General features: G+C 70.3%; 21 protein-coding genes and 1 tRNA gene. 2 read left to right on the forward strand and 20 right to left on the reverse strand.

Annotation, left to right across the window (positions count from 1 at the left end; genetic code table 11):
• Positions 1-238: 238 nt before the first annotated feature.
• From PSQ21_RS11605 to PSQ21_RS11620, 4 genes are all read right to left on the reverse strand, one after another.
• Entirely contained in the window at positions 239-2,023 is a 1,785-nt protein-coding gene (locus PSQ21_RS11605) for a DEAD/DEAH box helicase (RefSeq protein ID WP_274030403.1), read from the reverse strand.
• Positions 2,024-2,181: 158 nt separating this feature from the next.
• A complete protein-coding gene (locus PSQ21_RS11610) occupies positions 2,182-2,571 on the reverse strand; it encodes a type II toxin-antitoxin system death-on-curing family toxin (RefSeq protein ID WP_274030404.1) in 390 nt (129 codons plus the stop codon).
• Positions 2,568-2,768 carry a ribbon-helix-helix protein, CopG family gene (locus tag PSQ21_RS11615; protein ID WP_026290595.1) on the reverse strand — a complete coding sequence of 67 codons (201 nt, stop codon included), beginning with the start codon at positions 2,766-2,768 and terminating at the stop codon, positions 2,568-2,570. Before PSQ21_RS11615 ends, PSQ21_RS11610 begins: the two co-directional genes overlap by 4 nt.
• A 39-nt stretch (positions 2,769-2,807) precedes the next feature.
• Complete coding sequence (locus PSQ21_RS11620) at positions 2,808-4,313, reverse strand: MFS transporter (protein ID WP_274030405.1); 1,506 nt, start codon at positions 4,311-4,313, stop codon at positions 2,808-2,810.
• Positions 4,314-4,548: 235 nt separating this feature from the next.
• Here PSQ21_RS11620 and PSQ21_RS11625 point away from each other — a divergent pair.
• Positions 4,549-4,623 (forward strand) — tRNA-Cys (locus PSQ21_RS11625).
• Between the two features lie 53 nt (positions 4,624-4,676).
• Here the strand turns inward: PSQ21_RS11625 and PSQ21_RS11630 are convergent.
• The 16 genes from PSQ21_RS11630 to PSQ21_RS11705 all read right to left on the reverse strand — a co-directional run bounded on the left by PSQ21_RS11630 (position 4,677) and on the right by PSQ21_RS11705 (position 23,862).
• A complete protein-coding gene (locus tag PSQ21_RS11630; RefSeq protein WP_274030407.1) occupies positions 4,677-5,450 on the reverse strand; it encodes a hypothetical protein in 774 nt (257 codons plus the stop codon).
• A gap of 232 nt (positions 5,451-5,682) precedes the next feature.
• Positions 5,683-7,023 (reverse strand): hypothetical protein, encoded by a 1,341-nt coding sequence (locus PSQ21_RS11635; protein ID WP_274030408.1) that lies wholly within the window; start codon positions 7,021-7,023, stop codon positions 5,683-5,685.
• 158 nt (positions 7,024-7,181) lie between these two features.
• The gene (locus tag PSQ21_RS11640; RefSeq protein ID WP_274030409.1) at positions 7,182-7,853 is read right to left on the reverse strand and encodes a hypothetical protein; all 672 of its coding nucleotides are present in this window, start codon (positions 7,851-7,853) and stop codon (positions 7,182-7,184) included.
• A gap of 67 nt (positions 7,854-7,920) precedes the next feature.
• Positions 7,921-8,604, reverse strand: coding sequence for a hypothetical protein (locus PSQ21_RS11645; protein WP_274030411.1), 684 nt, complete (start codon positions 8,602-8,604; stop codon positions 7,921-7,923).
• A gap of 175 nt (positions 8,605-8,779) precedes the next feature.
• Positions 8,780-9,436, reverse strand: a complete 657-nt coding sequence (locus PSQ21_RS11650) for a hypothetical protein (RefSeq protein ID WP_274030412.1) — start codon at positions 9,434-9,436, stop codon at positions 8,780-8,782.
• Positions 9,433-11,751 carry a hypothetical protein gene (locus tag PSQ21_RS11655; RefSeq protein ID WP_274030413.1) on the reverse strand — a complete coding sequence of 773 codons (2,319 nt, stop codon included), beginning with the start codon at positions 11,749-11,751 and terminating at the stop codon, positions 9,433-9,435. The genes PSQ21_RS11650 and PSQ21_RS11655 overlap by 4 nt, the downstream gene beginning before the upstream one ends.
• Before the next feature lie 20 nt (positions 11,752-11,771).
• The gene (locus PSQ21_RS11660; protein ID WP_274030414.1) at positions 11,772-12,194 is read right to left on the reverse strand and encodes a hypothetical protein; all 423 of its coding nucleotides are present in this window, start codon (positions 12,192-12,194) and stop codon (positions 11,772-11,774) included.
• Between the two features lie 112 nt (positions 12,195-12,306).
• On the reverse strand, positions 12,307-14,655 hold the full coding sequence (locus tag PSQ21_RS11665; RefSeq protein ID WP_397991829.1) for a xanthine dehydrogenase family protein molybdopterin-binding subunit: 2,349 nt from the start codon (positions 14,653-14,655) through the stop codon (positions 12,307-12,309).
• 58 nt (positions 14,656-14,713) lie between these two features.
• Complete coding sequence (locus PSQ21_RS11670; RefSeq protein WP_274030415.1) at positions 14,714-16,510, reverse strand: 2Fe-2S iron-sulfur cluster-binding protein; 1,797 nt, start codon at positions 16,508-16,510, stop codon at positions 14,714-14,716.
• Positions 16,507-17,403, reverse strand: coding sequence for an FAD binding domain-containing protein (locus tag PSQ21_RS11675; RefSeq protein ID WP_274030416.1), 897 nt, complete (start codon positions 17,401-17,403; stop codon positions 16,507-16,509). Before PSQ21_RS11675 ends, PSQ21_RS11670 begins: the two co-directional genes overlap by 4 nt.
• Positions 17,404-17,740: 337 nt before the next feature.
• A complete protein-coding gene (locus PSQ21_RS11680) occupies positions 17,741-19,402 on the reverse strand; it encodes a beta-N-acetylhexosaminidase (RefSeq protein ID WP_274030417.1) in 1,662 nt (553 codons plus the stop codon).
• A gap of 4 nt (positions 19,403-19,406) precedes the next feature.
• Complete coding sequence (locus PSQ21_RS11685) at positions 19,407-20,276, reverse strand: carbohydrate ABC transporter permease (protein WP_443334418.1); 870 nt, start codon at positions 20,274-20,276, stop codon at positions 19,407-19,409.
• 80 nt (positions 20,277-20,356) lie between these two features.
• Positions 20,357-21,337, reverse strand: coding sequence for a carbohydrate ABC transporter permease (locus PSQ21_RS11690; RefSeq protein ID WP_274030418.1), 981 nt, complete (start codon positions 21,335-21,337; stop codon positions 20,357-20,359).
• A gap of 2 nt (positions 21,338-21,339) precedes the next feature.
• Complete coding sequence (locus PSQ21_RS11695) at positions 21,340-22,644, reverse strand: extracellular solute-binding protein (RefSeq protein ID WP_274030419.1); 1,305 nt, start codon at positions 22,642-22,644, stop codon at positions 21,340-21,342.
• 239 nt (positions 22,645-22,883) lie between these two features.
• Complete coding sequence (locus PSQ21_RS11700; protein ID WP_006124925.1) at positions 22,884-23,180, reverse strand: DUF3039 domain-containing protein; 297 nt, start codon at positions 23,178-23,180, stop codon at positions 22,884-22,886.
• Between the two features lie 121 nt (positions 23,181-23,301).
• The gene (locus tag PSQ21_RS11705; protein WP_274030420.1) at positions 23,302-23,862 is read right to left on the reverse strand and encodes a YqgE/AlgH family protein; all 561 of its coding nucleotides are present in this window, start codon (positions 23,860-23,862) and stop codon (positions 23,302-23,304) included.
• Positions 23,863-24,149: 287 nt separating this feature from the next.
• Between PSQ21_RS11705 and murA the strand changes: the two genes are divergently transcribed.
• Positions 24,150-25,490 carry a UDP-N-acetylglucosamine 1-carboxyvinyltransferase gene (murA, locus tag PSQ21_RS11710; RefSeq protein WP_274030421.1) on the forward strand — a complete coding sequence of 447 codons (1,341 nt, stop codon included), beginning with the start codon at positions 24,150-24,152 and terminating at the stop codon, positions 25,488-25,490.
• Positions 25,491-25,604: the final 114 nt, after the last annotated feature.

Here is a 25,604-nt window from a genome sequence, read left to right on the forward strand (position 1 = left end):
TCCGGAAAGCGAACATCTACGCGCGTTCACGTGTCACGACACCGACAGGGACGCACGTCCACAGATGTGAACCAACGTTAACAGTGTGTGAACGGCCACCGAGAAAATTTCCCGGAACCAACGGCCGGAAACGTCTCCGCGGAAGCCGGGAAATGTCGCCGCCCTGCCCGGGAACGCCGTCGGCCCGTACGGAGGTTGAGCCTCCGTACGGGCCGGCGGGAACGGACGGCACCGGGGGTCACGTCATCCGGGTCGCCCACTCCTGGACCTTCACGATGCGCTGCTGGATCTGGTGGGCCGTGGCCTCGGCGCTCGGCGGGCCGCCGCAGACCCGGCGCAGCTCGGTGTGGATGACACCGTGGGGCTTGCCGCTCTGGTGGGTGTAGGCGGAGACCATCGTGTTGAGCTGCTTGCGCAGGCTCAGCAGCTGCTTGTGGGTGACCACGGGCCGGGCGTCGGCGGGCTTCTCCAGGAGGTCGGCCTCCGAGGCCGGCTTCTGGCGGCTGTGCGCGATCTGCCGGCTCTGCCGCTTCTGGAGGAGGAGCTGGACCTGGTCGGGTTCGAGGAGACCGGGGATGCCGAGGTAGTCCTGTTCCTCCTCCGAGCCGGGGTGGGCCTGCATGCCGAACTCGGCGCCGTCGTACAGCACACGGTCGAAGACGGCGTCGGACTCCAGCGCCTCGAAGGGCAGCTGCTCCTCGGTCTCCTCGTCCTCCAGCTTCTCCGCGTCGGCGAGGAGCTTGTCCTCCTCGGAGAACGGGTTCTCCTCGTCGCTGCCCTTCTTCGGCTTGTCGAGCACGTGGTCGCGCTCGACCTCCATCTCGTTGGCGAAGTCGAGAAGCATCGGGATGGTCGGGACGAAGACGGAGGCCGTCTCGCCGCGCCTGCGGGAGCGCACGAAGCGGCCGACGGCCTGGGCGAAGAAGAGGGGGGTGGAGATGGTGGTCGCGTACACGCCGACGGCGAGGCGGGGCACGTCGACGCCTTCGGACACCATGCGCACCGCGACCATCCAGCGCGACTCGTCCGCGCTGAACTTGTCGATCTTCTTGGAGGCGGCCTTCTCGTCGGAGAGGACCACGGTCGGCGTCTCGCCGGTGACCTTCTTGAGGATCTTGGCGTAGGCGCGTGCCGACTCCTGGTCGGTCGCGATGACGAGGCCGCCCGCGTCGGGGATGCCCTTGCGGACCTCGGTGAGCCGCTTGTCGGCGGCGGAGAGCACGTTGGGGATCCACTCGCCGGTGGGCGCCAGCGCGGTGCGCCAGGCCTGCCCGATGGCGTCCTTGGTCATCGGCTCGCCGAGCCGCGCGGCGATCTCGTCGCCCGCCTTCGTGCGCCAGCGCATGTTGCCGCTGTAGCTGAGGAAGATGACCGGGCGGACGACGCCGTCGGCGAGCGCGTTGCCGTAGCCGTAGGTGTAGTCGGCGGAGGAGCGGCGGATGCCGTCGTTGCCCTCCTCGTACGCCACGAACGGGATCGGGTTGGTGTCCGAACGGAACGGCGTACCGGTCAGCGCGAGCCGTCGGGTCGCCGGGTCGAACGCCTCCTGGCAGGCCTCGCCCCAGGACTTCGAGTCACCGGCGTGGTGGATCTCGTCGAGGATCACGAGCGTCTTGCGCTGCTCGCAGCGGTTGCGGTGCAGCATCGGACGGACGCCGACACCGGCGTACGTCACGGCGACCCCGTGGTACTCCTTGCTCAGCGGGCCCGCGCTGTAGTCGGGGTCGAGCTTGATCCCTATCCGCGCCGCCGCCTCCGCCCACTGCTTCTTGAGGTGCTCGGTCGGGGCGACGACGGTGATCTGCTGCACGACATGGTGGTGCAGCAGCCACGACGCGAGGGTCAGCGCGAACGTGGTCTTGCCTGCGCCGGGCGTCGCGACGGCGAGGAAGTCGCGCGGCTGCTCCTGGATGTACCTCTCCATGGCGCCCTGCTGCCAGGCTCGCAGCTTGCCGGCGGTGCCCCAGGGGGCGCGGCCGGGAAAGGCGGGTGAGAGGTGGTGGGAGGCGGTGGTAGTAGTCACGGTCTCCGGTTCGGGGCTCTCGGGTACGTGGGGCGCTGTCCGCTCCGGACCCGGCCCTTGATCGGCCCGGCCCGCGATACGACAACCGGGCCACCCTACCGGGGGCCCGGTGGAAACCCGGTACGAACGAGCCGCGCCCGGGCCGGACGAGACGGTGCTCACATCGTGTCGAGGACCAGGTCCCGCAGCCCCTGGGAGATCGTCTTGATCTCGTCCGTCGCCCCCGTGGCGACATCGATGACCAGCCGTTCCGCCGCGTCGATGTCCGGGCGCAGTTCAACGCCATTCATGGCCAGGAACGTGACACAGGACAGCCAGGCAGTCCTTTTGTTGCCGTCGAAAAGGGGGTGGTTGACCGCCAGGGACTGGAGGAGCGCCGCCGCCTTGTCGATCAGATCGGGGTAGGCCTCCTCGCCGAACATGGAGGCGGAGGGGCGGTGCGCCGCCGACTCCAGCAGTCCGGCGTCCCGAAGGACGATTCGCATGTCGTCGCAGGCATGCTCGGCGATCACGAGGATGTCCTCGGAACTCAGATAGACACAGCTCACTTCAGCCGCTCCATCAGCTCGCTCCACTTGGCCGCCTGCTCCTTGGCCGTCTTGCGGACGATGGCCTGTTGCGCGGTCCTGGCGAGGTAGTCGTCCACGGCCTGGAGCAGTATGGCGTGCATGCTGGTGCCCTCCTGCTCGGCACGCTGCTTGAGGGCTTCGGTCTGGTCGTCACGGAGACGCAGGTTCATAGCCATACCAGAACGGTACCAGCGAATGGGGCCAGAGTGGTACCGCTACTTCTCCCGTCCGACCACCCGCGTAGCCACCCACGCCCCCACCAGCGCCACCGCCGCCATCGGCAGGAACACGGCGGCGAACGCGCCCGGGTGCGAGCCGGCGGCTCCCGCCTCCACCGCCCCGTGCGCTGCCGCGCCCACCGCCCCGCCGCCGAGCGCGGCGAAGGCCGCACCGCCGCCGGCCAGCAGCAGCACGTTGGAGAGCCCGTCGGAGATCTGGAGGGCTGCGGAGTTGGAGCCCGCCTCCTCCGGGGCCGAGAGCTTCAGCAGCAGCACGCTGGTGGAGGCGATCACCATGCCCATCCCGAAGCAGCCGAAGGCCCAGGCGACGGCGACGGTCCAGACCGGTACCCCCTCGATCAGCACGGAGGGCGCCACCGCGATCGAGGCGGCGACCAGCACCATGCCGCTGACCATGAGCCGCTCCCGGTGGGGCTCCATACGGGGCCGGGACTGTACGAACGAACCGAGCGCCCACGTCGCCCCGCCCACGGCCAGCGAGAGCCCGGCCATGGTCGGGGACAGCCCGCGCTGGGTGACCAGCATCAGCGGTACGAAGGACTCGGCGGCGACGAACGCCCCGGCGGCGACCCCGCGCAGCAGGACCACCGAGGGAAGCCCGCGCCCCGCCCGTACGGTCCCGGTGGGCAGGAGCCCGCGGACGGCGGGCACCAGCAGGGCGGTGCCGAGGGCGGCCGGCAGGAGCGCGAGCCAGGTGAGCTCCTGCCCCGCGTACTGGAGCAGCCCGGCCCCGGCCGATATCCCCAGCGCCAGCCGGATCCGGCGGCGGTCGTACGGTTCGCCGGCGGCCTCCGGGTCCGCGGGCCCGGAGGCCGTACGCCGGATCGCCGGGAGGGCCAGGACGAGCGGGATCACGATGAGGGCCGGGATGCCGACGAAGACCCAGCGCCAGCCGAGGTGCTCGGTCACCGTCCCGGAGGCCAGCGGCCCGACGACGGAGGGGATCACCCAGCTCGCGGCGAAGGCGGCCAGGATCGCGGGCCTGATGCGCTCGGGGTAGGCCCGCCCGATGACCACGTACAGGGCGACGATCACCAGCCCGCCGCCGAGTCCCTGGACCGCCCGGCCGGCGATGAAGATCCACATGCTGGTGGCCGCCCCGGAGAGCAGCAGGCCGACACCGAACGCGGTGATCCCGGTGGCGAGCGGCTGCAGCGGCCCGCGCCGGTCGGCCCACTGCCCGGAGAGGACCATGGCGAACAGGCTGGTGGTGAAGTAGGCGGAGAAGGCGAACGCGTAGAGCGGGATCCCGTTCAGCTCGCGCGCGGCGACCGGCATGGCCGTGCCGACCGCCGTGGCCTCGAACGCGATGAGGAACACCACGGAGACGATGCCGATACTGAGCGCCCGGTAGGTGCGCCCGAGGACCCCTTCGACGGCTGCGAGGGGGATGTCGGACAACGGGTCCGAGGAGTGATCGTCGGTCGCGGGCGGCGCGAGGTGTGCGGCATCGGTGCCGTCACGCGGTTCGAGGGCGGTCATGGGCCCAGCGTAAGAGGCGTGGAGCAGTTTGAACCCTGTCCATGTGCGGCACCGCGCTCGGCCCTTGGTCGTAGGTCCCGGGCCCCGGCACCGGGCCGGGTGTGAACGGCGTGTGGCAGTCGCGTTGCGGGCCCGCCGGACGCCTTGAGACGGCGGACGGAGACCCGTAGCGTCGTGGACGGCAAGGGAACGGAGCACCGCACCACAGCACCACCGCACCCGCAGCACCACACCCGACCGTGTGCCCGAGAGGCTCAGGGGCTCGACTGCAACTCGAGTTACACCGGTTCGAATCCGGTCACGGTCTCCATCCCCGGGCGGCCGTCCCCACGACAGGGGGCGGCCGCTCCGGTTCGCGGCCGGTCAGCCGGCCTTCAGGGCCTTCATCACCTCGCGCGTATCGCTGATCAGATCGGCCCGGTGGGCGAGCATCTCGGGTTGGTCCACCACATCGGGCAGCGATTTCGTTCCGGTGTCGATGTCCGGAGGAGACATCCAGGAGGTCAGGGTGAGCGTCGCGACGAAACCGCCGTCCACCACCCGCACGCGCAGGGACTCGTCCTCCAGGACCAGCAGATAGGCCAGGTCCCCGAGGTCCGGTACGCGCTCCACCCGGTCCACGCCCGTCCCGTCGACCTCCGTCAGCGTGCTGCTCGCCTCGAACTCGGGGCGCGGGTCGGTCTCCTTGTGCAACTCGGCCGTGAGGGACGCCTGATAACCGGTGGACCAGCCCGACTCCTCCTCGCCCTCCGGCGCGCGCACCACCGCCACCGCGAAGTCGACGGTGCAGCGGATGCGGTGGAGGGCGGGGTGCTCGATGCCGTCCAGTTCGGTCGCCGGTTCGGCCGCCGGCTTCCCCACCGACCGGGCGAGCGCCGTCAGCTCCACCGCCGCGCAGGAGTCGGACTCCACGCGGTAGCCGCGCGGATCGGGCTTCCGGTCGCCGCCGATCCCGTACGCGAAGACCGCCGTCGCCCAGACCGCCGAGGCCACCAGCGCTCCGGCCGCGGCCCAGAGCAGCCGCCGCACCCGGCGGCGGCCACCTGCCGGGACCTCCTGCCCCGGGTCGAACCCGCTCACCACATCAGCGGGCTCCGGCGGCCCGGGCTCGCCCACCAACTCCGGTTCAGTGATCACGTACGGGCACTCCCCTGGTCGGACGACGGTACGGGCCTGCGGCCGGGTCCGGCCCTTCGCGGCATTCTCCGGCTGTCCGGCCCGGCCCGGCCCGGCCCGGCCCGGCCCGGAAGTATCCAGGAGTCTTTGTCGTCACGGGAAGCCTCTCGCTCCGGCAGGGGACGCGAAGGGCCCCGCACGGAACCGGGAAGCCGGGGGTTCACGCGCGGGGCCGCTCACAGGGCTCGGGCCGTCAGACGGCGTCCAGGGAGTACGTGCCCGTACCGTCCTGCCTGCCGCTGGAGAACTGGCGGACGAACTCCCCGTCCGCGTACCGGTCGTGGCCCATCATGGATCCGGTGTACTTGTTCTGCACGCCGATCTTCGAGCTGCCGGGCACGTCGCGGTAGACGTAGAACCGCTGGAGGTCGTCCTCCGCGCAGGTGGCCGTCCTCAGGACCGCCCGGTCGGTGCCCGCGTCCGGCGCGGCGATGGTCGCGCACCCGCCGTTGCCCCAGTTCCACAGGGTCGCCTCGATGACCCCGTTGCTCTCCGTGACGTTGCACAGGCGCCAGTGGTCCAGGTGGGCGCTGAAGATCGTCGAGGGCCGCAGGCGGACACCGTCGCTCGCCAGGAGCGGCGCGCCCCAGGACAGGGGCTTTCCGGGCACGGCGATCTTGTAGACCTGGGTCTGGCAGTCGAGAGCGGCCCGCGCGCTGCTCCCGGTGGACGCGGGCTGTTCGGCGGACATGCTGCTGGTACGGGCCGGAGGCTGCGCGAGGCGGTCCTGTTCCTGTTCCCGGTCCTGGTCCTGGCCGCCCTGTTCCCGGTCCTGCTTCTGCTTCTCCGTCGGTGCCACCGCGCCCGCCGGGTGCTCGGCCTTCGCGGCGGGCGAGCCACAGTCGAGCAGCCCCTGCGCCTTGGCCATGATGCTGCCCGCGGGCACCGTGTCCTGGCAGCTCACCGCGCCTTCCTCAAGGGTGGTGTAGGTGGTGAAGCTGCCGCTTCCGGGCCCCTCCGCCCACTTCAGCGCCCAGCTTCCGTCGCTCTGCTGGGAGCGGTTGCAGTTGAGGCTTCCGTAGGTGCCGGTGACCTTCTTCGTGCCCTTGTAGACGCCGTAGTAGCCGGGCTGGTTGAAGCTCCACGCAACCGTGTTCGACTCGCTGCTGGTGGAGGCGTAGTCAACCTTCACCTCCAGACCGAGGCTCGCTTTGGCCGCTTCGAGGGTCGCGACGGCGAAACTGCCCTCGACGCCGCCGGTGAGACCGACGGATACCGTGATGACCGTCTCGGTGCTGGTGACGACGGTGTGGTTGCCGGTGGTGCCCTCGGTGACGAACCAGCCCTTGAAGTGGGTGATCGTCGGGGACACTTCGGTGTTCTTGACGTACGGGTGGCGGGTGCCGAGGTCGGCCGCGGTGCAGGCGCCGCCGAGCTGAGGCGCCGTCGCGTTGGCGGGTGCCGTCGCGTTGGCGGGTGCGGCAACGGCCGGTGAGGCGGCGAAGCCCATGGTGGCGACCGCTACGGCGACCGCGGGGGCGGTCACTGCCGTGAATGATCTACCGGTACGGCTCCTGGATTTCCTGGGACGCATGGCTGTCTGTTTCCCCCTGGTCGATTCCACCCGGCCCGGTCCGGACCGGACAGAGGTGAATGTAGCGGCCACAGAGGGTGCCGGAGTGAGGCCCGAACGAGCCAGGAATTTACGGGGAGGGGCTTATTCCTCCCCCGTCGCAGCCGCGCGTCACCGGGTCACACGGGGTCCAGTGACGGCCGGGCCTCCAGCCCCCCGTTGTTCTCGCAGCCCAGCTCTTTCGCCATGGCCAGCGCGACGGAGTGGGCGACGGTCGCGTAGGCGTCCTTCAACTTCTCCGGGTCACCCTCGGGTTCCTCGGGCGACCAGCGCTCCACGCCGACATCAATGTGAGCGGGCTGGGAGCCGAGCAGCTTCTTGTTTCGGCAGGCGAACTGGACGACACCGGCGTCCGGGGCGGCCAGCGCGCGTTCCCCCATCGGGAGCACCGTGAACTTCGAAGCGGGTTCGCCCTCCGGTGGGCCTCCGATCAGTTCCCAGGTGACCTCCAGCCGATCGCTCTGGGCGGCATCGACCGCGAACACCTGGCAGATGTCCCCGTCATCGGCGGCAGGGGAAGAGAACGCCTCACTCAACAAACTGGCGGCACGTGCGACGGTGGATCCCTCGGCCGGGGCAGCGAACCGCGAGGACCCCGTGATCATCTCCACCCCTTCTGCCGCGTCGGGCGACAGGGCGGTGCCGCCGCAGAGCTGTGCAGCCTCCACAGCCTTGTCGTTCTCCTTCGCGGCACCGCCCCCTCCACTACAGCCGACGGCTCCGAGGGCCAGTGAGCCGGCCACGGCCACGGCCAGGAGCCCATCGCGTACAGCCCTGCGGCTGATCACCATCTGCCGCCTCTGCCGTCGACAGCCCGATCGGCCACGCCCGTCAGCGATTCCGTCCGGTGCGACATCGTCAAGAGTCCGACTCCGTCTCGCGAGCAACCGGCGGAAGCTCCTTCAGATCCGGGTCCAGTTCCGCCGGGAGACCGGCGTTGTCCTGGCATTCGAGCTTTTCGGCCAACGCCAAGGACGCGGAGTGAACAACGCGAAGGTTGTCCATCAAGTTCTCCCGGGCGTCACCCCGGTCACTGGCTTTTCCCAGCCCTCCGTAGATCCGTGCCGGGTGGTTCTTCGAACCTTCGAGCTGCGGGCTGACGCATTCAAAATAGATGCCGGCCGAGCGAACGTTGGCTACCGCTTCCTTGCCCACCGAGAACCGCTTCGTTCCTTCAGGATTCCCCGGGTAATTGACGTCCTGTGGAGCATATATATGGAAGGCCAGGGTCGTCTCTGCACCACTGCGGCCCCCCTTCGCAGCCATCTCGCAGAGCTCTTCCCTCGGCGACCAGCTGCGACCGGAGGCGTACCCCTTCTCGATCTCTTCGACGAGCTGCTCCATGCCACCACCCGCTCGCCGCTCGAAGGACGTCGCGCCCGTCACGGTCTCCAGCGTCGTCTCCAGGTCACCCGCGAACACCTCATCGCACACCTCCGCCGCGTTGACGTACGGAGACTGAGGCTCCGGGTCCGATGAGCATGCGGTGGCGCAGACGGCCACGAGCAGGCCGACGATCAGGTTCTTTCCGTTCCGGTACACACCTCTACCTTTCATCGTGCCCGGGGCGGCCGCAGCCTGTCTCCGACTTCACACCCTGCTGGTTCTCCCGGGCGATACCGTCCGGCCTCGGCGTCCTTCAGCTTCTCCGGGTCGCTTTCGGGTCCTCGGGCGACCAGCGCTTCACGCCGACGGAACAGGGCGGGACCGCCGGCCCTCACGCGGACGGAGGCAACGCGGAGGGAATGACGGGAGACTTCGCGCAGCCCATCTCTTCCGTCACCGAGCGGGCGAACGTGCTCAGCGTCTTCCATCGGAGTTCCGCTCCCAGGCTCTCCCCCGCCACCTCGAACTGGAGTGGCAGGTCGGACGGTTGGGAGGCAATGGCACCGGGCACAGCGCATACCGCGATCAACTGCATACGGGACGGCCCGGGTTCCGGTGCCACGAACACCGATTCGTTCGCCCGCCGCCAGGTACGGCTGTTCTCCGGGCTGTCCATCATCCCCAGGGAGAGGACAGACCACTTCACCGACGCATCAACAGTGCCGCTGGTCTGATCGCCTTCGAACATGTCCATGCGACAGCCGGTGTAGCCGGTGTGCTGCAGATCCGACTGCTGCCATTTCTTCGCCTCTGCCACGAGGCTCTTCGCCAAGACATCCGCCTGAGGCGTCCCGGCCACCTCGACATCACCGCCACCGGCCGACTCGACCGCCGCGTCCACGTTGCCGGCACCGAGCAACGACTTGCACTGTTTCAGCTTCGGTGACTCCGCCCGCTCCTCTCCCCCGGAGCAGCCCGAGAGAAGACCAGCTACGGTCAGAGCGACGACAGCCGTCATCCAGTTCCTGTGATGACGCAGTATCGTCACTTAACCCTCCCCTGGTCACCGGCCGCCGTCTTGCCGTTCCCGTAATAGGTCTCGATGTCCAGGGCAAGCTGTCGCTTCTCGTCAGCCGAGAGCCCGACTTCATCCGCATAGTTCAGCAGGGGCGTCACTGCGCCACGCTCCCCTTCGGCCTTGAACTTGTCGATGCCTGTCAACGCATCGTCGTTGTTGTCGTACTCGCGCTGCTTCAGATAGTCCATCGTCTCGCCGGCGTACCCCGTATCGATGGCCGCGGTCGCCGTATCCATGACGAGGGGAACCGCCGTAGCAGCCACGACGCCCGCAGCGGGACCCAGAACCACCGCCGTACCGACCCCCACGACAGCGCCCACACCAGAACTGACGCCGAACTTCCGCCACTCGGCTTCCTTCTCCATCTCCAGGATCTTGGCTTCTTCCTCACCCTTGAACTGCTGATGGATGCCGTCGATGCGCGCCTCGTCGAGAATTCCGTGCACCTTTGCGCCGCCGTATCCGAAGTGCAGCCCTAGTTCCTTCTCCTCGGCTCCAAAGGCCTTCAGTCCGCTTGCCTCGTACATCTGCTGCGCCGACGACAACGACCTCCAGCCCTCCTCATCGGCTGCCACGACGCCCATGAACCTGCGCGCAGCCGCCTCGCCGAAGTCGGTCCGCTCGGAGCCGTCACTGCTGTTCGCGAACAACTTGTCGCGCCCGAGTTCGTCACCCGCCGACCCGAAGTTGTACGTGGAGTAGTTCAGGTCGTCGATGTACGCGGCCCCCATGCGCCCCAAATTGTCCTTCAGCGCTTCGTGCCGGCTGAGCAGGCCCGAATCCGATCCGTAGCTGTCGATGACGTTCTTCATGATGCCCGCCGTCACCTCGTCCCGCTTGAGCGTGGGCGAGGGGTCGTCCCAGGCGTGCCCGGTGGTCGCCGCCTCCAACGCCTTCCCGAGCGCGTCGGGCATGTACTGCATGGACTTCTTCGCGTCATCGGGGTCGTGACCCGTGATGTCGTAGAAGGGCTCGTAGTCCTCGTTCTGGAAGAAGTCCAGATAACTGGTGATCGCCTGCCCGTCCTTGTCCTTGCCCAGGTCCGCGTCACCGCTCTTCGGGGTGCCGTCCTCGTTGTAGGCGGTGGGCTCGGCGGAGAAGAACTGCTTCGCGGCTTCCGGGCTGTGCCCCAAGGCCTCCATCATGCTGGTCACCGGGTCGTAGCCGGAGCCATTGACACCCGAAGGGTTGAACGGGTTCTCCGGCCCGCCAGGCATGCCCTTCGACCCGTAGAAGAAGTCGTGGTCCTTCTGCCTCAACTGGACCACGTGCTCGGCAATCGGGTTGAGGAACTGTGCGTCGTATTTCCCGTACCGCATGATGCCGCCGAGCAGCTGGTAGCCGTACGGTCCGCCGCTGTTGTCGTACTTGGACAGCGGGATCTGCTGGGTCCCCAGCTTGCGGAGCTCCGGCCCCCACTCCGCCGTGAACGCCTTGTCGTGCGACGCGGTGGCGAGGTTCAGGCCGAGGTTGCGCTGGAGTTCCTGCACGTCCGCCAGGCGGGTCTTGTCGACCTTGGCGTAGTCGTGCGTGTCCGTGGCCAGCTGGCCGAAGAAGGCGAGGGACTTCTCCGGGCCGAGCTTCTCGTAGAAGGCCTTCGCGAACTCCGGCGACTTTCCGTTGTCGCGCAGCAGCTCGTTGAGCGACTGGAGTTCGGTGTGGGTGAGGTCGCGGCCCTTGGCGGCCAGCGCGGCGGCCCGCCCCGCCTCCTCCTGGTCGAACTTCGTGTACTTGGGGGCGCTGAAGTCCTTGCGGTCGGTGACGTTGGCCTCAAGGGAGTTCTTGAAGGTCACATCGGTGTCGTTGCAGTTGTCGACGATGAGGTCGATCCGCCGCTGCCACGACTCGATGTTCTCCCTCTCCTGCTGGAGGTACTTGCTGAAGTCGGGGTCGTGGCGGGCCGCGTTGTTCTCGGAGATCGGAGAACGCGCCCTCGCCTTGCCCCTGCCGTCCACCTTGATGCCGGCCGCCGGCCCTTCGTGGTCCCGGATGTTGACCAGGTCGTCCTTGGCCTTCTTGAAGGCCGTGTAGCCCTCTTCCAGCAGCGTCTTGACGCCCTTGGCCTCGGCGGCGGCGTCCGCGAACTCCTTGGCGGTCTTGCCTATGAACTCCCGGGTGACCCCGGCGTTGAGGCCCTCCCAGCTCGCCTTGCTCGCTTTCGCCTTCATCCCGTCGCGGGCCTGGGTGGCGAGCCTGTCGAGATTGGCCGCCATTTCCGACCAGTCGTCGGCCGCGGCCTTCAGCTTTCCCAACGGGGCTTCGACGATGTCCTCGTAACTCAGCATTGCGCGTGCTCCCCCGAGCCCTACTTCATGTATTCCGAAAGCACGGAGACCGATGTCAGGTCCCCGCCGATCTTCACGTCGTCCTTGGCGTGCTGGGCCTTGGTGTAGTCAAGGTGGTTCGAGATGTGCGCACAGGAATCCAGCAGCGTCCTGAGGTGGGTCTGCCAGAAGTCGTGCACCTTGAGCACCGCCGAACCGCTCGCGAAGTTGCCGTTGGTGAGCGCGGTCGCCGCTTCGAAGGTGGCAGGACGGGCGTGATCACCGTCCTTCGAGAGCTTCGTCCTCAGCTCGTAGGCGTCATTCCCGATAGCGCCCAGATCATCCCGGTTCACCACCAGATCGGAACTGCCACCGCCCCCTGCGGCCGGAGCGCTGTTGAGCTGCATGGCACTTCGTTCTGCCGCTGCCGCGCGCAGTTCGGCCCATTCCTTCTCGAACGTCACGAATTCCCCAAGTCCGCTTGCGTCGACCGCTTTATCGCAAGAATGCGGCCACCTGCCCGCTTACCGTATCGGGTTCATCGCCACCCGGGGTGAGCAACGGGTGAAGACCGTTTCACTTGGGTGTCGCCACCGCCGCCTGCGGTCGGATGGGCAGGCGGTTCACCGGGCGGCCCGTCGCCGAGCGGACTGCCGAGGCGACCGCCGCGGGGGCCGTGACGACCGGGACGGCCGAGGCCGGCTTCGCGCCGAAGGGGGCCACCACGTCGCGTTCCTCGATCAGTTTCACGATGCGGATGTCCGGCGCGTCCAGCGAGGTCGGGAGCGCGTAGCCGGTCAGGTCGGGGTGGCGGATCAGGCCGCGGGCGGTGCGGAGGTTCTCCGTGAGGGCCGCGCCGATGCCCTGGGTGATGCCCGCCTCGATGCGGATCGCCAGCTGGGCAGGGTTCAGGACGCGGCCGACGTCCTGGGCGACCGCCATCTCCACCACGCGGACGGAGCCGAGCTCGATGTCGACGTCGACCACCGCCCGAACCGCGCAGAACGCGAGGCCGACGAACGCGTCGCCCTGGCCGGACTCGTCCAGCGGTTCCGTGGGGTGGGGGCGGCACTGGGCGGTGGCCCAGAGTTCCTTGCCGTCCAGCTCCTCCGTGACCGTCGTGGACAGCACCCCGTCGTACGAGGTGATCTTGCCGTCGGCGATCTGGAGCAGCTCCGTGGACATGCCGAACTTGTGGGCCAGCGGCTGGAGGAGCTGGGTGCGGACCATCTTCGCCGCGCGCTCCACCGCCCCGCCCGACACCCAGGTGTGGCGGCCGTGCGTCGCCGGGCCCGCCGGGGGCTGGTCGGTGTCGACGGCGGCCACATGGACCTCTTCGATGCCCAGGGTCTCCTGGACGATCTGGCGGGCGAGGGTGGTGAAGCCCTGGCCCGTCTCCACCGCCGCGCAGATCACCGTGGCCACACCGTCGTGGACCCGGACCGTGGCCGTGGAGACCTCGTCCGTGCCCTCGGCGCCGAGCATGTGGACCATGCCCAGGCCGTAGCCCACGCCCCGGCGCACCGCCCCGGGCTCCCCCGCGCCCTCGGGGCCGCCCGGCAGCAGCCAGTCGTCCTCCGGGGCGTCCTTGGGGAGAGCGGGGAGCGGGTAGTCGCGGACGGCCTGGAGCAGTTCGGCCACGGGGGCCGGGCAGGTCACCGTCTGGCCCGTGGGCAGGATGTCGCCCGTGGAGAGGGTGTTGCGCAGGCGCAGCTCGGCCGGGTCGATGCCCAGCTTGGCGGCCAGCTTGTCCATCTGGCCCTCGTACGCCGCGCAGACCTGCATCGCGCCCTCGCCGCGCACGTGGCCCGAGGGCGGGTTGTTCGTCCGGACCGCCCAGCCCTCGATGAAGGCGTGGGGGACGACGTACGGGCCGCAGGCGAAGGCCACGGCTGCGGCCAGGGATTCGGAGGAGGCGTCGGCGTACGCGCCCGCGTCCAGGAGGATCTGTGCCTCCACCTTGACCAGCCGGCCCTCCGCGTCCGCGTGGTGGCGGTAGCGCAGGAGCGTGGGGTGGCGGTGGGTGTGGCCGAGGAAGGACTCCTCGCGGCTCGCGGCCAGCTTCACCGGGCAGCCGGTACGCAGCGCGAGCAGCCCCAGCGGGATCTGGAATCCCGGGTCCTCGCGGTCGCCGGTCGCGCCCGGCACGCCGGTCACGACGACCTTGACCCGGTCCGGTTCCAGGCCGAAGCAGGCGGCGATCAGGTCGCGGTCGGTGTGCGGGTCGGTGGAGGCGGTGTAGATCTCCACGCCGCCGTCCGGGCGGGGCACGGCGAGGCCGGCCTCCGCGCCGATCGGGGCCGGGTCCTGGCGGCCGATGCGGTACAGGCCCTCGACGACGACCTCGCCCGTCGCCTCCGCGTCGCCGTACCGCAGCGGGATGTGCCGGATCAGGTTGCCGTCGGGGTGCAGGGGCTCGGCCGCGAACGCCTTCTCCGGGTCCGTGACCGGCTCCAGCACCTCGTACCGTACGGCGATGGCGGCGGCGGCCAGCCGAGCCGTGTCCGGGTGGTCGGCGGCGACAGCGGCGATCGCCTCGCCGTGGTGGCGTACCAGGTCGGACGCGAACACCGGGCGGTCCACGACGTGGCGGCCGTAGTTGCTGTCGCCCGGCACGTCCTCGTGCGTGACGACCGCCCGCACCCCGGGCATCTCCTCGGCGCCCGAGGTGTCGATGGACAGGATCCGCGCGTGCGGGTGCGGGGAGCGCAGCACCGCCGCCCACAGCAGGCCCTCGGCCCAGAGGTCCGCGGCGTACGGGAAGGTGCCCTCGGTCTTCGCACGGGCGTCGGCGGCCGGCAGCGAGGCGCCGAGGCCCAGCAGGGGCTGCGCCTCGTCCGGGCCGGAGCCCGCGCCCGGTCCGCCGCCCATGGCGTCGATCCTGGGCAGGGTGGTGCTGGTCGCGTTGGCCGCGTCGCCGCTCACGCCGCCTCCTTGTCGTTCGCGTGGTGCTGCTGTCGTACGGCGGGACCGCGGGCGTGCCTCACAGCGCCTCTCCCTCGTGCGGGTGGGGCCCCTGCTGCACGCCGCCGGCGCCGGGCTCGGCCTGGTGCGGGATGCGGGCCTCGTCCTGGGCCGCCGTGGCCGCCTCGGCGCTCGCCTCGCGGGCCGCGACGACGTCCGCCACCGCGTCGAGCACGCCCCGGTAGCCGGAACAGCGGCAGAGGTTGCCGCAGAGTGCCTGGCGGGTCTCCAGCTCGCTGGGGGCGTGGTTGCCCTCCAGCAGGTCGTGGACGGTCATCGCCATGCCGGGGATGCAGAAGCCGCACTGGACGGCTCCGCAGGCGGACAGGGCGCGCTGGACGTCGGACGGTTCGCCGTCGACGGCGAGGCCCTCGACCGTACGCACCTCGCTGCCCGCCGCCGTGGCCGCGGGGACCAGGCAGGAGGCGACCAGCCGGCCGTCGACCTGGACGTTGCAGGCGCCGCACTCACCCTGCGAGCAGCCGTCCTTCGCCCCGGCCAGGCCGAGGCGCTCGCGGAGCACGTAGAGCAGGGACTCGCCGATCCAGGCGTCGGCGACCGGGCGGTCCACGCCGTTCACATGGAGCAGGTAGGACGCGGAGGGGTGCTGACTCGGAGCGTCGAGGAGGACGGCGGCGGGGGCGACTCCCGCTTCCGCTTCCGGCATCGGGTCCGGCGTCGGGTCCGGAAGCGGGTCCGTTTCCGGGGCCGCGCTCGGTGCCGCGTTCACGTCGGCCTCGGGAGCGGGTGCCGCGTCGGGTGCCGTCCCGGCTTCCTCCGTGGCGGGGCCCTCGGTGTCGGCGGGGGTGGCGGGGCCCTCGGTGTCGGCGGGGGCGGAGGGCTCCGCGGCCGTCGCCTGAGCTGTCTGTTCCGCCGGTTCGCCCGTCGCCGGTTCGTCCGTCGTCGGTTCGCCCGACGCCGGTTCCGCTTCCGGGGTCTGCTCCGCCATGGGTCCGGGTTCGGCCGCCGGTTCCGGTTCCGGCTTCGGTTCCGGTTCCGGGGTGGCCCAGGGAGCGGCGGCGCCGCCGGGCAGCGTCGCGGGGCGCGCGCTGTCCGCGTACCACTGCGGCGTGTGCGGCGTGTGCGCCGAGGCCAGGAACTCGCCCGATTCGTCCGGGAGATCCCCGTCCGCCACCGGGATCGTCCACTGACCTGTATGGCCGGCGTGGTCGGCGTGGGTGGTGTGGTCGGCGGGAACGTCGTGGCCGGCGTGGCCGGTAGGACCGGTGTGGTCGACGGGAACGTCGTGGCTCGCCCGCTCCGGGTGGTCGAAGTGCCCGGCCTCCGGAAGCGACCCCGCCTCCGGGGCCGTGGCGGTCGCCTCCGGAGCCGTCGGCGCCTCCGGAACCGCCGTCCCGCCGAACCCCTCGGTGAAGTTCCACTGGGCCGTGGCGTGCGACGTGTCCTGGTAGGGGCCCTGGTATCCGACCTGCCCGCCCTGCTGGTTCGGGTCCGGCCAGTGGACCGCGCCGGGCTGCTGAGCGTCGGCCTCCTGGGCGCGCTGTTCGGTCCGCGCCTGCTGGGTCTGCGCCTGCTGGGTCTGCGTCTGGAGCACCCAGCTGCCCGTCGCCGCCGGGTCCAGACCCGCGGCCGGGGTCAGCGGCAGGATCATCGGCGGGACGTACCCCTGGCCGGGCGCGGCCAGCGGGATGTTCGCCAGGTCCTCCGGCGGGAGGTGGACGAACGCCGTGGCGTCGGCGTCGTACCCGTCGCCCTGCGGCGTCGGCTCCCAGCCGCCGTAGCGGGGGTCCGGGCCCTCGGAATGGCCCTGCTGCCCGTGCTGCCCCTGCTGGTCGGGGTATTCCTCATTGCTCACGACAGTGCCCTCCCCAGCGCGCGTCGGGCGAGCGCGGCGACGGTGCGCCGCAGGTGCAGTACGGCCGGGGACAGCGGCGGGGCCTCTGTTCCGTCGTCCGGTGGTGCGTGGTCCGGGATGCAGGCCGCGGCGACGTACTCGCCGAAGGCGGCCAGCGCGTCGGGGGCCAGGCCCCGCTCGCCGTCCCAGTCGATCAGCGAGGCGATCCAGCGTTCGGCCTCCAGCGGGCGCAGCGGCATCGGGGCGATGGCGCCGACCGCGCAGCGCACGCCGCGGCGGGCCGGGTCCAGGACGATGGCGACCGAGGCGGTGGCGCGGCCCGGGCCGGTGCGGCCGGTGGCCTTCAGGAACACCTGCGGGGCGTGCAGCAGCGGTACGCGGACGAAGCCGATCAGCTCCGCGGGCTCCAGCAGTTCACGGCCGGCCAGCAGGTGGGAGACGGGGATCTCGCGGCGGGTGCCGCCGGGGCCCACGATGACCAGCTCGGCCTCCAGCGCGGCCAGCACCGGCAGGGCGTCGCCGGTGGGCGCGGAGGTGACGATGTTGCCGCCGAGCGTGCCGGCGTTGCGGATCTGCGGCGGCCCCGCGGCGCGGGCAGAGGCGGCGAGGGCCGGGATCAGGGCGGCGAAGTCGGGGCGCCCCATGCGGGCGTGGGTGAGTCCGGCGCCGAGGAGGGCGTGGCCGTCCTGGTAGTGCCAGCCGCGCAGCTCGCTGATCCGGCCGAGGCCGACCAGCCCCGAGGGGCGCAGAAGCCCCTTGTTGACGGCTGCCATCAGGTCCGTGCCGCCCGCGACCGGAACGGCCGCGGGCATGGCGCCGAGCGCCGCCACGGCCTCGTCCAACGAGGCCGGCAGCGTCACCGGCTGCATCGTCTGCGGTGCGTGCGTGGTCAACCCAGCTGCCCCTTCCCGGTCTCCCGGCTGTCCCGCCTGTTCCGCCGTACGGTACGTGTTCACAGCCCGGACGTGGCAACTCTGGCACATCTTCCGATCGGACCGTCGCGAGGGTCCACGAAGGGTGGATCCGTCCCTGACCTGCTGGATGTTCCGATTTCGCACTTCTTCGGCGGGGAGGGTGAATTGCCACTCTTCAGCGATGCTTGTACGACTTATGTGGTTCGCGGCCTCGCTCCGGCGCGTGCCGGCAGGGTAGTTCGACGCCCGGTCCCGGACGCGCGCCGGCCGCGGCGGTCCCGGAGGACGGCCGCGGCCGGGCGGTGCGGTGCGGGGGTCACACCACCGGCGGCGCTCCCTCACGCGGGAAGCCGAGGACGCCGGGGCGCTGCTGCCGCGGGTACGGGCCGCCCGGCGGGCGGTAGTCCACGCCGAGGGCGTCGAGCCGGGCGTAGTGGGAGGTCATCCGGGCGTCGAAGGCGGCGAAGTCCCGGTCGGCCGGGGCGGGCAGGGCGGACCAGGCGACCTCGGCGAAGGCGGCGAGGCGCGGGAAGACCTGGTAGTCGACGCGGGCCCGGTTCTGCATGACCTCGGTCCAGACGTTGGCCTGGGTGCCCAGGATGTGCCGGACCGCCTCCTCGCTCAGGCCCGGCGGGACGGGCTCGAAGCGGTAGACGTCCTCCAGGCTCCGGACGTACCCGATGGGCATCGGCTCGTCGGGGCCGCCGTCCTGACGGTGGTCCAGATACACCTGCTGCTCGGGGCACATGACGACGTCGTGCCCGGCCTCGGCGGCCGCGATGCCGCCGCCGTAACCGCGCCAGGAGGAGACCGCGGCCCCTTCGGCGAGGCCTCCTTCGAGGATCTCGTCCCAGCCGATGAGGCGGCGGCCCCGCTCGGTGAGCCAGGCGTCGAAGTGCCGGATGAACCAGGACTGGAGCCCGTCCTCGTCGTTCACGCCGAGTTCGGCGATCCGGGCCTGGGCGAGCGGGGACTCCTTCCACTGGTCCTTCGGGCACTCGTCGCCGCCCATGTGGACGAAGGGCGAGGTCTCGGCGGGGAAGAGTTCCAGGACCTCCTCCAGGACGCCCTCGAAGAAGCGGAGGGTGGTGTCGGTGGGGGCGAGTACGTTCGGGCTGACGCCCCAGTTGTCCCAGACGGAGAGGGCGGTGGTGTCGATGACGTCGGTGTTGCCCAGCTCGGGGTAGGCGGTGATGGTCGCCTGCGAGTGGCCCGGGATGTCGATCTCGGGGACGACCCGGATGTGCCGTGCGGCGGCGTAGGCGACGATCTCGCGGATGTCGTCCTGGGTGTAGAAGCCGCCGTAGGGGGTCTCGTCCCACAGTTCGGAGGCCCGGTGGCCGTATTTGGTGCGCGCGCGCCAGGAGCCGACCTCGGTCAGGCGCGGGTAGCGCTTGATCTCGATGCGCCAGCCCTGGTCGTCGGTGAGGTGGAAGTGGAAGACGTTCAGCTTGTGGGCGGCCAGCAGGTCCAGGTAGCGCAGGACGTCGTCCTTGGGCAGGAAGTGCCGCGAGACGTCGAGCATCATGCCGCGCCAGCCGAAGCGGGGTTCGTCCTCGACGACGACCGCCGGGACCTCCCAGGCGCGGTCCGCGGCGAGGGGCGCCCTCCGGAAGGCGTCCGGTCCGAGGAGCTGACGGAGGGTCTGCGCGCCCCGGAAGACGCCCGCGGCGCTGCCGCCCGTGAGGCGTACGGCATCGGTCCCGACGGCGAGACGGTAGGCCTCGGGGGCCAGTTCCCCGTCGAGGGCGAGCACGATGCCGCGGTCGCCCGTGCCCTCCGCGAGCGAGAGCCCGGTGGCCGCGCCGAGCGTGGTGCGCAGCCAGCGGGCGACGTCCTCCGTGCCCGGTGCGGCGGTCAGGCGGGTCTCCGGGCCCAGCGGGTACGGCCGCCCGGAAGGGGCCGCCGTCAGGGTGCGCGGTGCCGGGATCAGACCGAGAGCCGCGGTGTCCACGGTGTCCGTGTTCTCGGGTGTCATGACATCAGTCCTTTACCGCTCCGCCCAGTCCGGAGACGAGGCGTCGCTGTACGAGTACGAAGAAGACCAGTACGGGAATGGTCATCACCGTCGAGGCTGCCATGATCCCTCCCCAGTCGTTCTCGTCCGGTTTGAAGAAGACCAGCAGCGCCATGGGCAGCGTCGACTGGGAGGTGTCGCTGATGATGAAGGACTTCGCGAACAGGAAGTCGTTCCAGGTGGTGATGAAGGAGAACACGCTGGTCGCCACGAGGCCCGGGAAGACCAGGGGGAAGAGGATCTGCCACAGGAAGCGGGTGCGGCTGGCCCCGTCGATGTAGGCGGCCTCCTCCAGGGCTTCGGGGACGGCCTTGACGAAGCCGCGCAGCATCCAGATGGCGAACGGCAGCGAGAAGGCGAGGTGCGGCAGGATCAGCGAGCCGAGGGTGTTCAGCTGGCCGAAGTCCCGCATCAGGAAGAACAGCGGGATGGTCAGCGCCTCCACCGGCACCATCTGCGCGACCAGGAACATGATCAGCAGCGTGGTGCGGAACTTGAAGCGGAAGCGGGTCACCGCGGTGGCGGCGAGGAAGGCGATCAGCGCGGAGAGGATGACGACCGTGCCCGCCACCAGCAGGCTGTTGAGGAAGTAGCGCCCGAAGTCCTGCTGTTCGAAGACCCGGCGGAACGAGTCGAGCGAAGGGGCCAGCGTCCAGGGGCGGGCGTCGGTGGACTGGATCTCCCCGGCCGGTTTGAAGGCGGAGAGCACCATCCAGTAGAGGGGGAAGGCGACCGCGACGGCGATCAGCAGGGCGGCGGCCTCCGCTACGAGCCTGCCGGGCCGCTGGACGCGCAGCAGTCCGGCGATGCCGCCGCCGCGCGTGCCGCCGCGCACGGGACGGTCGGGTACGGGGCGGTCGGGTACGGCAGGCCCGGGTACGGCAGGTTCGGGTACGGCACGGTCGGTGGTCGCGCTCACAGTTCTTCTCCCTGGCGCCTCACCAGGCGCAGATAGACCAGCGTGACGGCCAGCAGGATCACCAGCATCACGACGCCGATCGCGGATCCGAGGCTGTACTGCGAGGACGCGAACGCCTTCTGGTACGCGTACACGTTGAGCACCAGGTTCTGGCCGGCGATGCCACCGCCGTTGGTCATGACGTAGATCTGGGTGAAGACCTTGAAGTCCCAGATGATCGACTGGATGGTGACGACGATCAGGATGGGCTTGAGCATCGGCGCCATGATGGTGCGCCAGATCCGCCACTGGGACGCGCCGTCCAACGAGGCGGCCTCCAGCACCTCGGTCGGGATGGCCCGGATGCCCGCGTACACGGTGACCATCACGAACGGGAACGAGCACCACAGGACTTCGAGGAGCACCAGGGCGAAGGCGCTGTAGCGCCCGTACGTCCAGGAGAAGTCGCCGAGGCCCAGCACCTTGTTGACCGGTCCGAAGTCGGGGTCGAAGAGGAAGACCCAGACGGTGGAGCCGGTGATCGCGGGGGTGGCCCAGGCGCCGAGCGCGGCCATCATCAGCGCGAGCCGGGGCAGGGCGCGGATGCGGGTGAGCATGACGGCCAGGGCGCAGCCGACGAACAGGGTGGACACCACGCAGGCCGCGGCGAAGAGCACGGTGGCGAGGAGGACCTGCCAGAACTGGCTGTCGTTGAAGAGGGTGGCGTAGTTGCCGAAGCCCTGGAAGGTGGTGGGTTCGCCGCCGCTGACCTGAGCCTGGGTGTACTCCAGGAACGAGATCAGGCCGAGCTGGTAGATCGGGTAGACCAGCAGCCCGGCGAGCAGGACGAGCGCCGGCAGGAGGTAGAGCCACGGGGTCCAGCCGGAGCGGTTCGCGGGCGAGACGGAACGGCCGCGCCGGGGCGGGCGGGCGGCCGGGGAGCCGCCGCCCTTCCCGGCCGCGGGCGGCGCCTTGAGCGAGGTGGTGTGCGTGGTCATCGTCAGCCCGCGTCGGTGAAGGCGGCGTCCATCTTCTTCGCCGCGTCGTCCGAGGCCTCGGCCACGTCCTTACGGCCGGAGACGATCTCCTGGAACATCGTGGGCAGGACCAGCGAGGCGTCGATCTGGCCCCAGGCGGGCGAGGCGGGGACGAACTTGGCGCCCGCGCCCAGGGTCTCGACGAACGGGGCGACGAAGGGCTCCTTCTTCGCGGCGTTGTCCAGGACGTCGGAGTAGGTGGGCAGGAAGCCCATCGCGTCGAACATCGCCGCCTGGGTCTTCTTGCCGCTGAGCGACTTCATCAGGTCGACGGCGAGGGTGCGGTGCGAACTGCTCTTGAGGACGCCCAGGTTGTTGCCTCCCGCGAAGGCGGGGGCGATGGAGTTCGGGGCGACGCCGGGCAGCGGGACGACGGCGTACTTGCCCTTGACCGCGCCGGCCTCGACGGCCGCGTGGCTGAAGTCGCCGCCGATGGCCATGGCGGCCTTGCCGGAGGCGAAGGCGGTCACGGTGGCGTTGCCGCCCATGGAGGCGCACTTGGCGGCCGGGCAGTTGTCGTCGCCGAAGAGGGAGGTGTAGGCCTCGATGCCCTTGCGGGACTTCTCGCTGTTGATGCCCGACTTGTACGTCCCGTCGGTCTCGCCCGCGAGTTCGCCGCCGTTGGCCCAGATGAAGGGCATCGCGCCGTAGGTGTACGCGCCGCCGACCGCGAGGCCGTAGAGGTCGGGCTTCGCCTTGCGGATCTTCTTCGCGGTGGAGATCAGCTCGGCCTGCGACTTGGGAGCCTCGATGCCGAGGTCCTTGAAGACGTCGGTGCGGTAGTAGAGGGCCCGGACGCCGACGAAGAAGGGCGCGCCGTAGACCTTGCCGCCGACGGTCACGGACTGCTTGGCGATCGGGTCGGTGTCCTTGGCCTCGTCCCAGGCGCCGAACTCCTCGGTGATGTCCGCGAGTCCGCCGTCCTTGACGTATCCGGCGGTGTCGGAGTTGCCGTACTCGATGAGGTCCGGGGCGCTCTTGGGGTCGTTGAAAGCGGCCTTGATCCGCTGTGCGCGGGTGTCGACCGGTATGTACTCGACCTCGACCTTCGCGCCCTCGTGGGCCTTCTCGAACTCGGCGACGGCCGTGTCGACGACCTTCTCCTTGGGCTTGTTGCCGACCTCCTGGAAGAGCCAGACACGGAGCGTGCCGCTCTTCTCGTCACCCTTCGCACTGGTGTCGGAGGTCTGCGGCGCGCAGGCGGTGGCGGTGAGGCCGGCCAGCACAAGCGCCGCAGCCGGGGCGGCAATTCGGGCAGAAAGCTTCATCCGGAACCCCTACCGGTCATGCGTTGCATCATGTGCAACGTGCGTTTCGTTCTGCACAACTGGCAGGAGAGTAGATCCGCGTTCCGGCGACGACAAGTGGTCTCGACCACTCTGTGACCAGCGGATGCAGCCCGTGCAACGCGCATGCCCGGTCACCGTGGGTGACCGGGCATGCGGAAGGCCCCCGGGGCGTGCGGTGTCGCACGCCCCGGGGGCCTGACAGCGGGTGAGGTCCGGACCTACTTCTTGTCCTTGCCGCCGCCCTTGCCCTTGTCCTTGTCGCCGCCGGCGCCCATGGACTCGTAGATCTCCTTGCACATGGGACAGACCGGGTACTTCTTGGGGTCGCGCCCCGGCACCCAGACCTTCCCGCACAGCGCGACCACGGGAGTGCCCTCCAGGGCGCTCGCCATGATCTTGTCCTTCTGTACGTAATGGGCGTAGCGCTCGTGGTCGCCGTCGCCCCTCGACACCTGCGGCGTCGGCTCGACGAGGGTCCCCGTACCTGCCCCGCGATCGGGCTCAAGAGTGCTCATAACCGCCAAGGGTACTGAAAGAGACGGCCTCCGGTTGAGGGAAGGGCCACCCCCGGCCGAGCGAAGGTTCGTCCCCCAGTTGAACGACGGGGCGCCCCTCGGCCGAGCGGCGGTTCGTCGCTCAGTTGAGCGAAGGGTCGTCCGGATACGTGGCGATCATCGCCAGCTCGCTGCGCTGGCGTCGGAGCACCGCGCGCCATAGCCGTTCGGGGCGCGGCGAGGAGACGTCGCCGGGCTCCGACGCGACCACGTACCACGCGCCCTCGTTCAGCTCGCCCTCCAGCTGACCGGGGCCCCAGCCCGCGTATCCGGCGAAGATCCGCAGCGAACCGAGGGCGGGGCCCAGCAGTTCGGGCGGGGTCTCCAGGTCGACCAGGCCGATCGCCCCGTGCACCCGGCGCCAGCCGAGCGGGCCCTCGTCGCCGGGGATCACCGCCACGCCGAGCGCGGAGTCGAGCGAGACCGGGCCGCCCTGGAAGACGACGTCCGGCTCGCCGGCCAGACCGGCCCAGGACGCGAGGATGTCGCCGACGCCGACCGGAGTCGGACGGTTGAGGACCACGCCGAGGGAGCCCTCCTCGTCGTGGTCGAGGAGCAGCACCACCGCCCGGTCGAAGTTCGGGTCCGTGAGGGCGGGTGCGGCCACGAGCAGCCGCCCTGTGAGCGAGGACACCTCCGTCATGGCAGGAATGATCCCGCATCTTCACCCTTCACGGGGGCCGAGTGACCGTAATGCCGCCCTCAGCGGAGCGAGCGCAGCTCAGGGCGCACGGAGGCACGGGGAGCGCACCGTCGGGCGGGCGCGCGGTGGGCCATCCGGACGGTGACCCTCCGCAAGATCGGATGCGCGGAGGGTGTTGTGGCGGATTCATGACGTTCGTACACCCCCCTTCGCCTTACGGAAGGGGGGTAGGAGGCCATTACCCTTTTCGTTGGCCCCCTGCCCGACCACTCCGGAACGCGAGATACATGACCGGCACAGACGATGTCCTGCTTGTCCACGGCGGAACCCCGCTGGAGGGCGAGATCCGCGTCCGAGGCGCCAAGAACCTGGTGCCGAAGGCCATGGTCGCCGCGCTGCTCGGCAGCGGGCCCAGCCGCCTCCGCAATGTTCCCGACATCCGTGACGTACGGGTGGTCCGGGGGCTCCTCCAGCTCCACGGCGTGACCGTCCGGCCCGGCGACGAGCCGGGCGAACTGGTCCTCGACCCCTCGCACGTCGAGTCGGCGAACGTCGCCGACATCGATGCCCACGCGGGCTCGTCGCGCATCCCGATCCTGTTCTGCGGCCCGTTGCTGCACCGCCTCGGCCACGCCTTCATCCCGGGCCTGGGCGGCTGCGACATCGGCGGCCGGCCGATCGACTTCCACTTCGAGGTGCTGCGCCAGTTCGGCGCGACCATCGAGAAGCGGGCGGACGGCCAGTACCTGGAGGCCCCGCAGCGGCTGCGCGGCACCAAGATCCGGCTGCCGTACCCGTCGGTGGGCTCCACCGAGCAGGTGCTGCTCACCGCCGTCCTCGCCGAGGGCGTCACCGAGCTGTCCAACGCGGCCGTCGAGCCGGAGATCGAGGACCTCATCTGCGTACTGCAGAAGATGGGCGCGATCATCTCCATGGACACCGACCGGACCATCCGGATCACCGGTGTCGACAAGCTCGACGGATACACCCACCGGGCGCTCCCGGACCGCCTGGAGGCGGCTTCCTGGGCGTCGGCGGCGCTGGCGACCGAGGGCAACATCTATGTGCGCGGAGCCCAGCAGCGCTCGATGATGACCTTCCTGAACACCTTCCGCCGGGTCGGCGGCGCCTTCGAGATCGACGACGAGGGCATCCGCTTCTGGCACCCGGGCGGCGCGCTGAACGCCATCGCGCTGGAGACGGACGTGCACCCCGGCTTCCAGACGGACTGGCAGCAGCCCCTGGTCGTCGCGCTGACGCAGGCCGCCGGTCTGTCGATCGTCCACGAGACGGTGTACGAGTCGCGGCTCGGCTTCACCTCCGCGCTCAACCAGATGGGCGCGCACATCCAGCTGTACCGCGAGTGCCTCGGCGGTTCGGACTGCCGCTTCGGCCAGCGCAACTTCCTGCACTCGGCGGTCGTTTCCGGACCGACCAAGCTCCAGGGCGCCGACCTGGTCATCCCGGACCTCCGGGGCGGCTTCTCGTACCTGATCGCGGCGCTGGCGGCGCAGGGCACCTCCCGGGTGCACGGCATCGACCTGATCAACCGCGGTTACGAGAACTTCATGGAGAAGCTGGAGAAGCTCGGCGCGAAGGTCGAACTGCCGGGCGGTTCGCTCGTCTGACCGTCCCCGTGCGCCGTGAAGGCCGCACAGTGCTGCCGCACACAGCATTGCGCGCACCGCGCGGTTCCCGCGTGAGCGGCCCGCCGCCCCGGTTCCGGACTCGGAGCCGGGGCG

The sequence above is a fragment of the Streptomyces sp. MMBL 11-1 genome (assembly GCF_028622875.1).
In the GTDB taxonomy this organism is placed as follows: domain Bacteria; phylum Actinomycetota; class Actinomycetes; order Streptomycetales; family Streptomycetaceae; genus Streptomyces.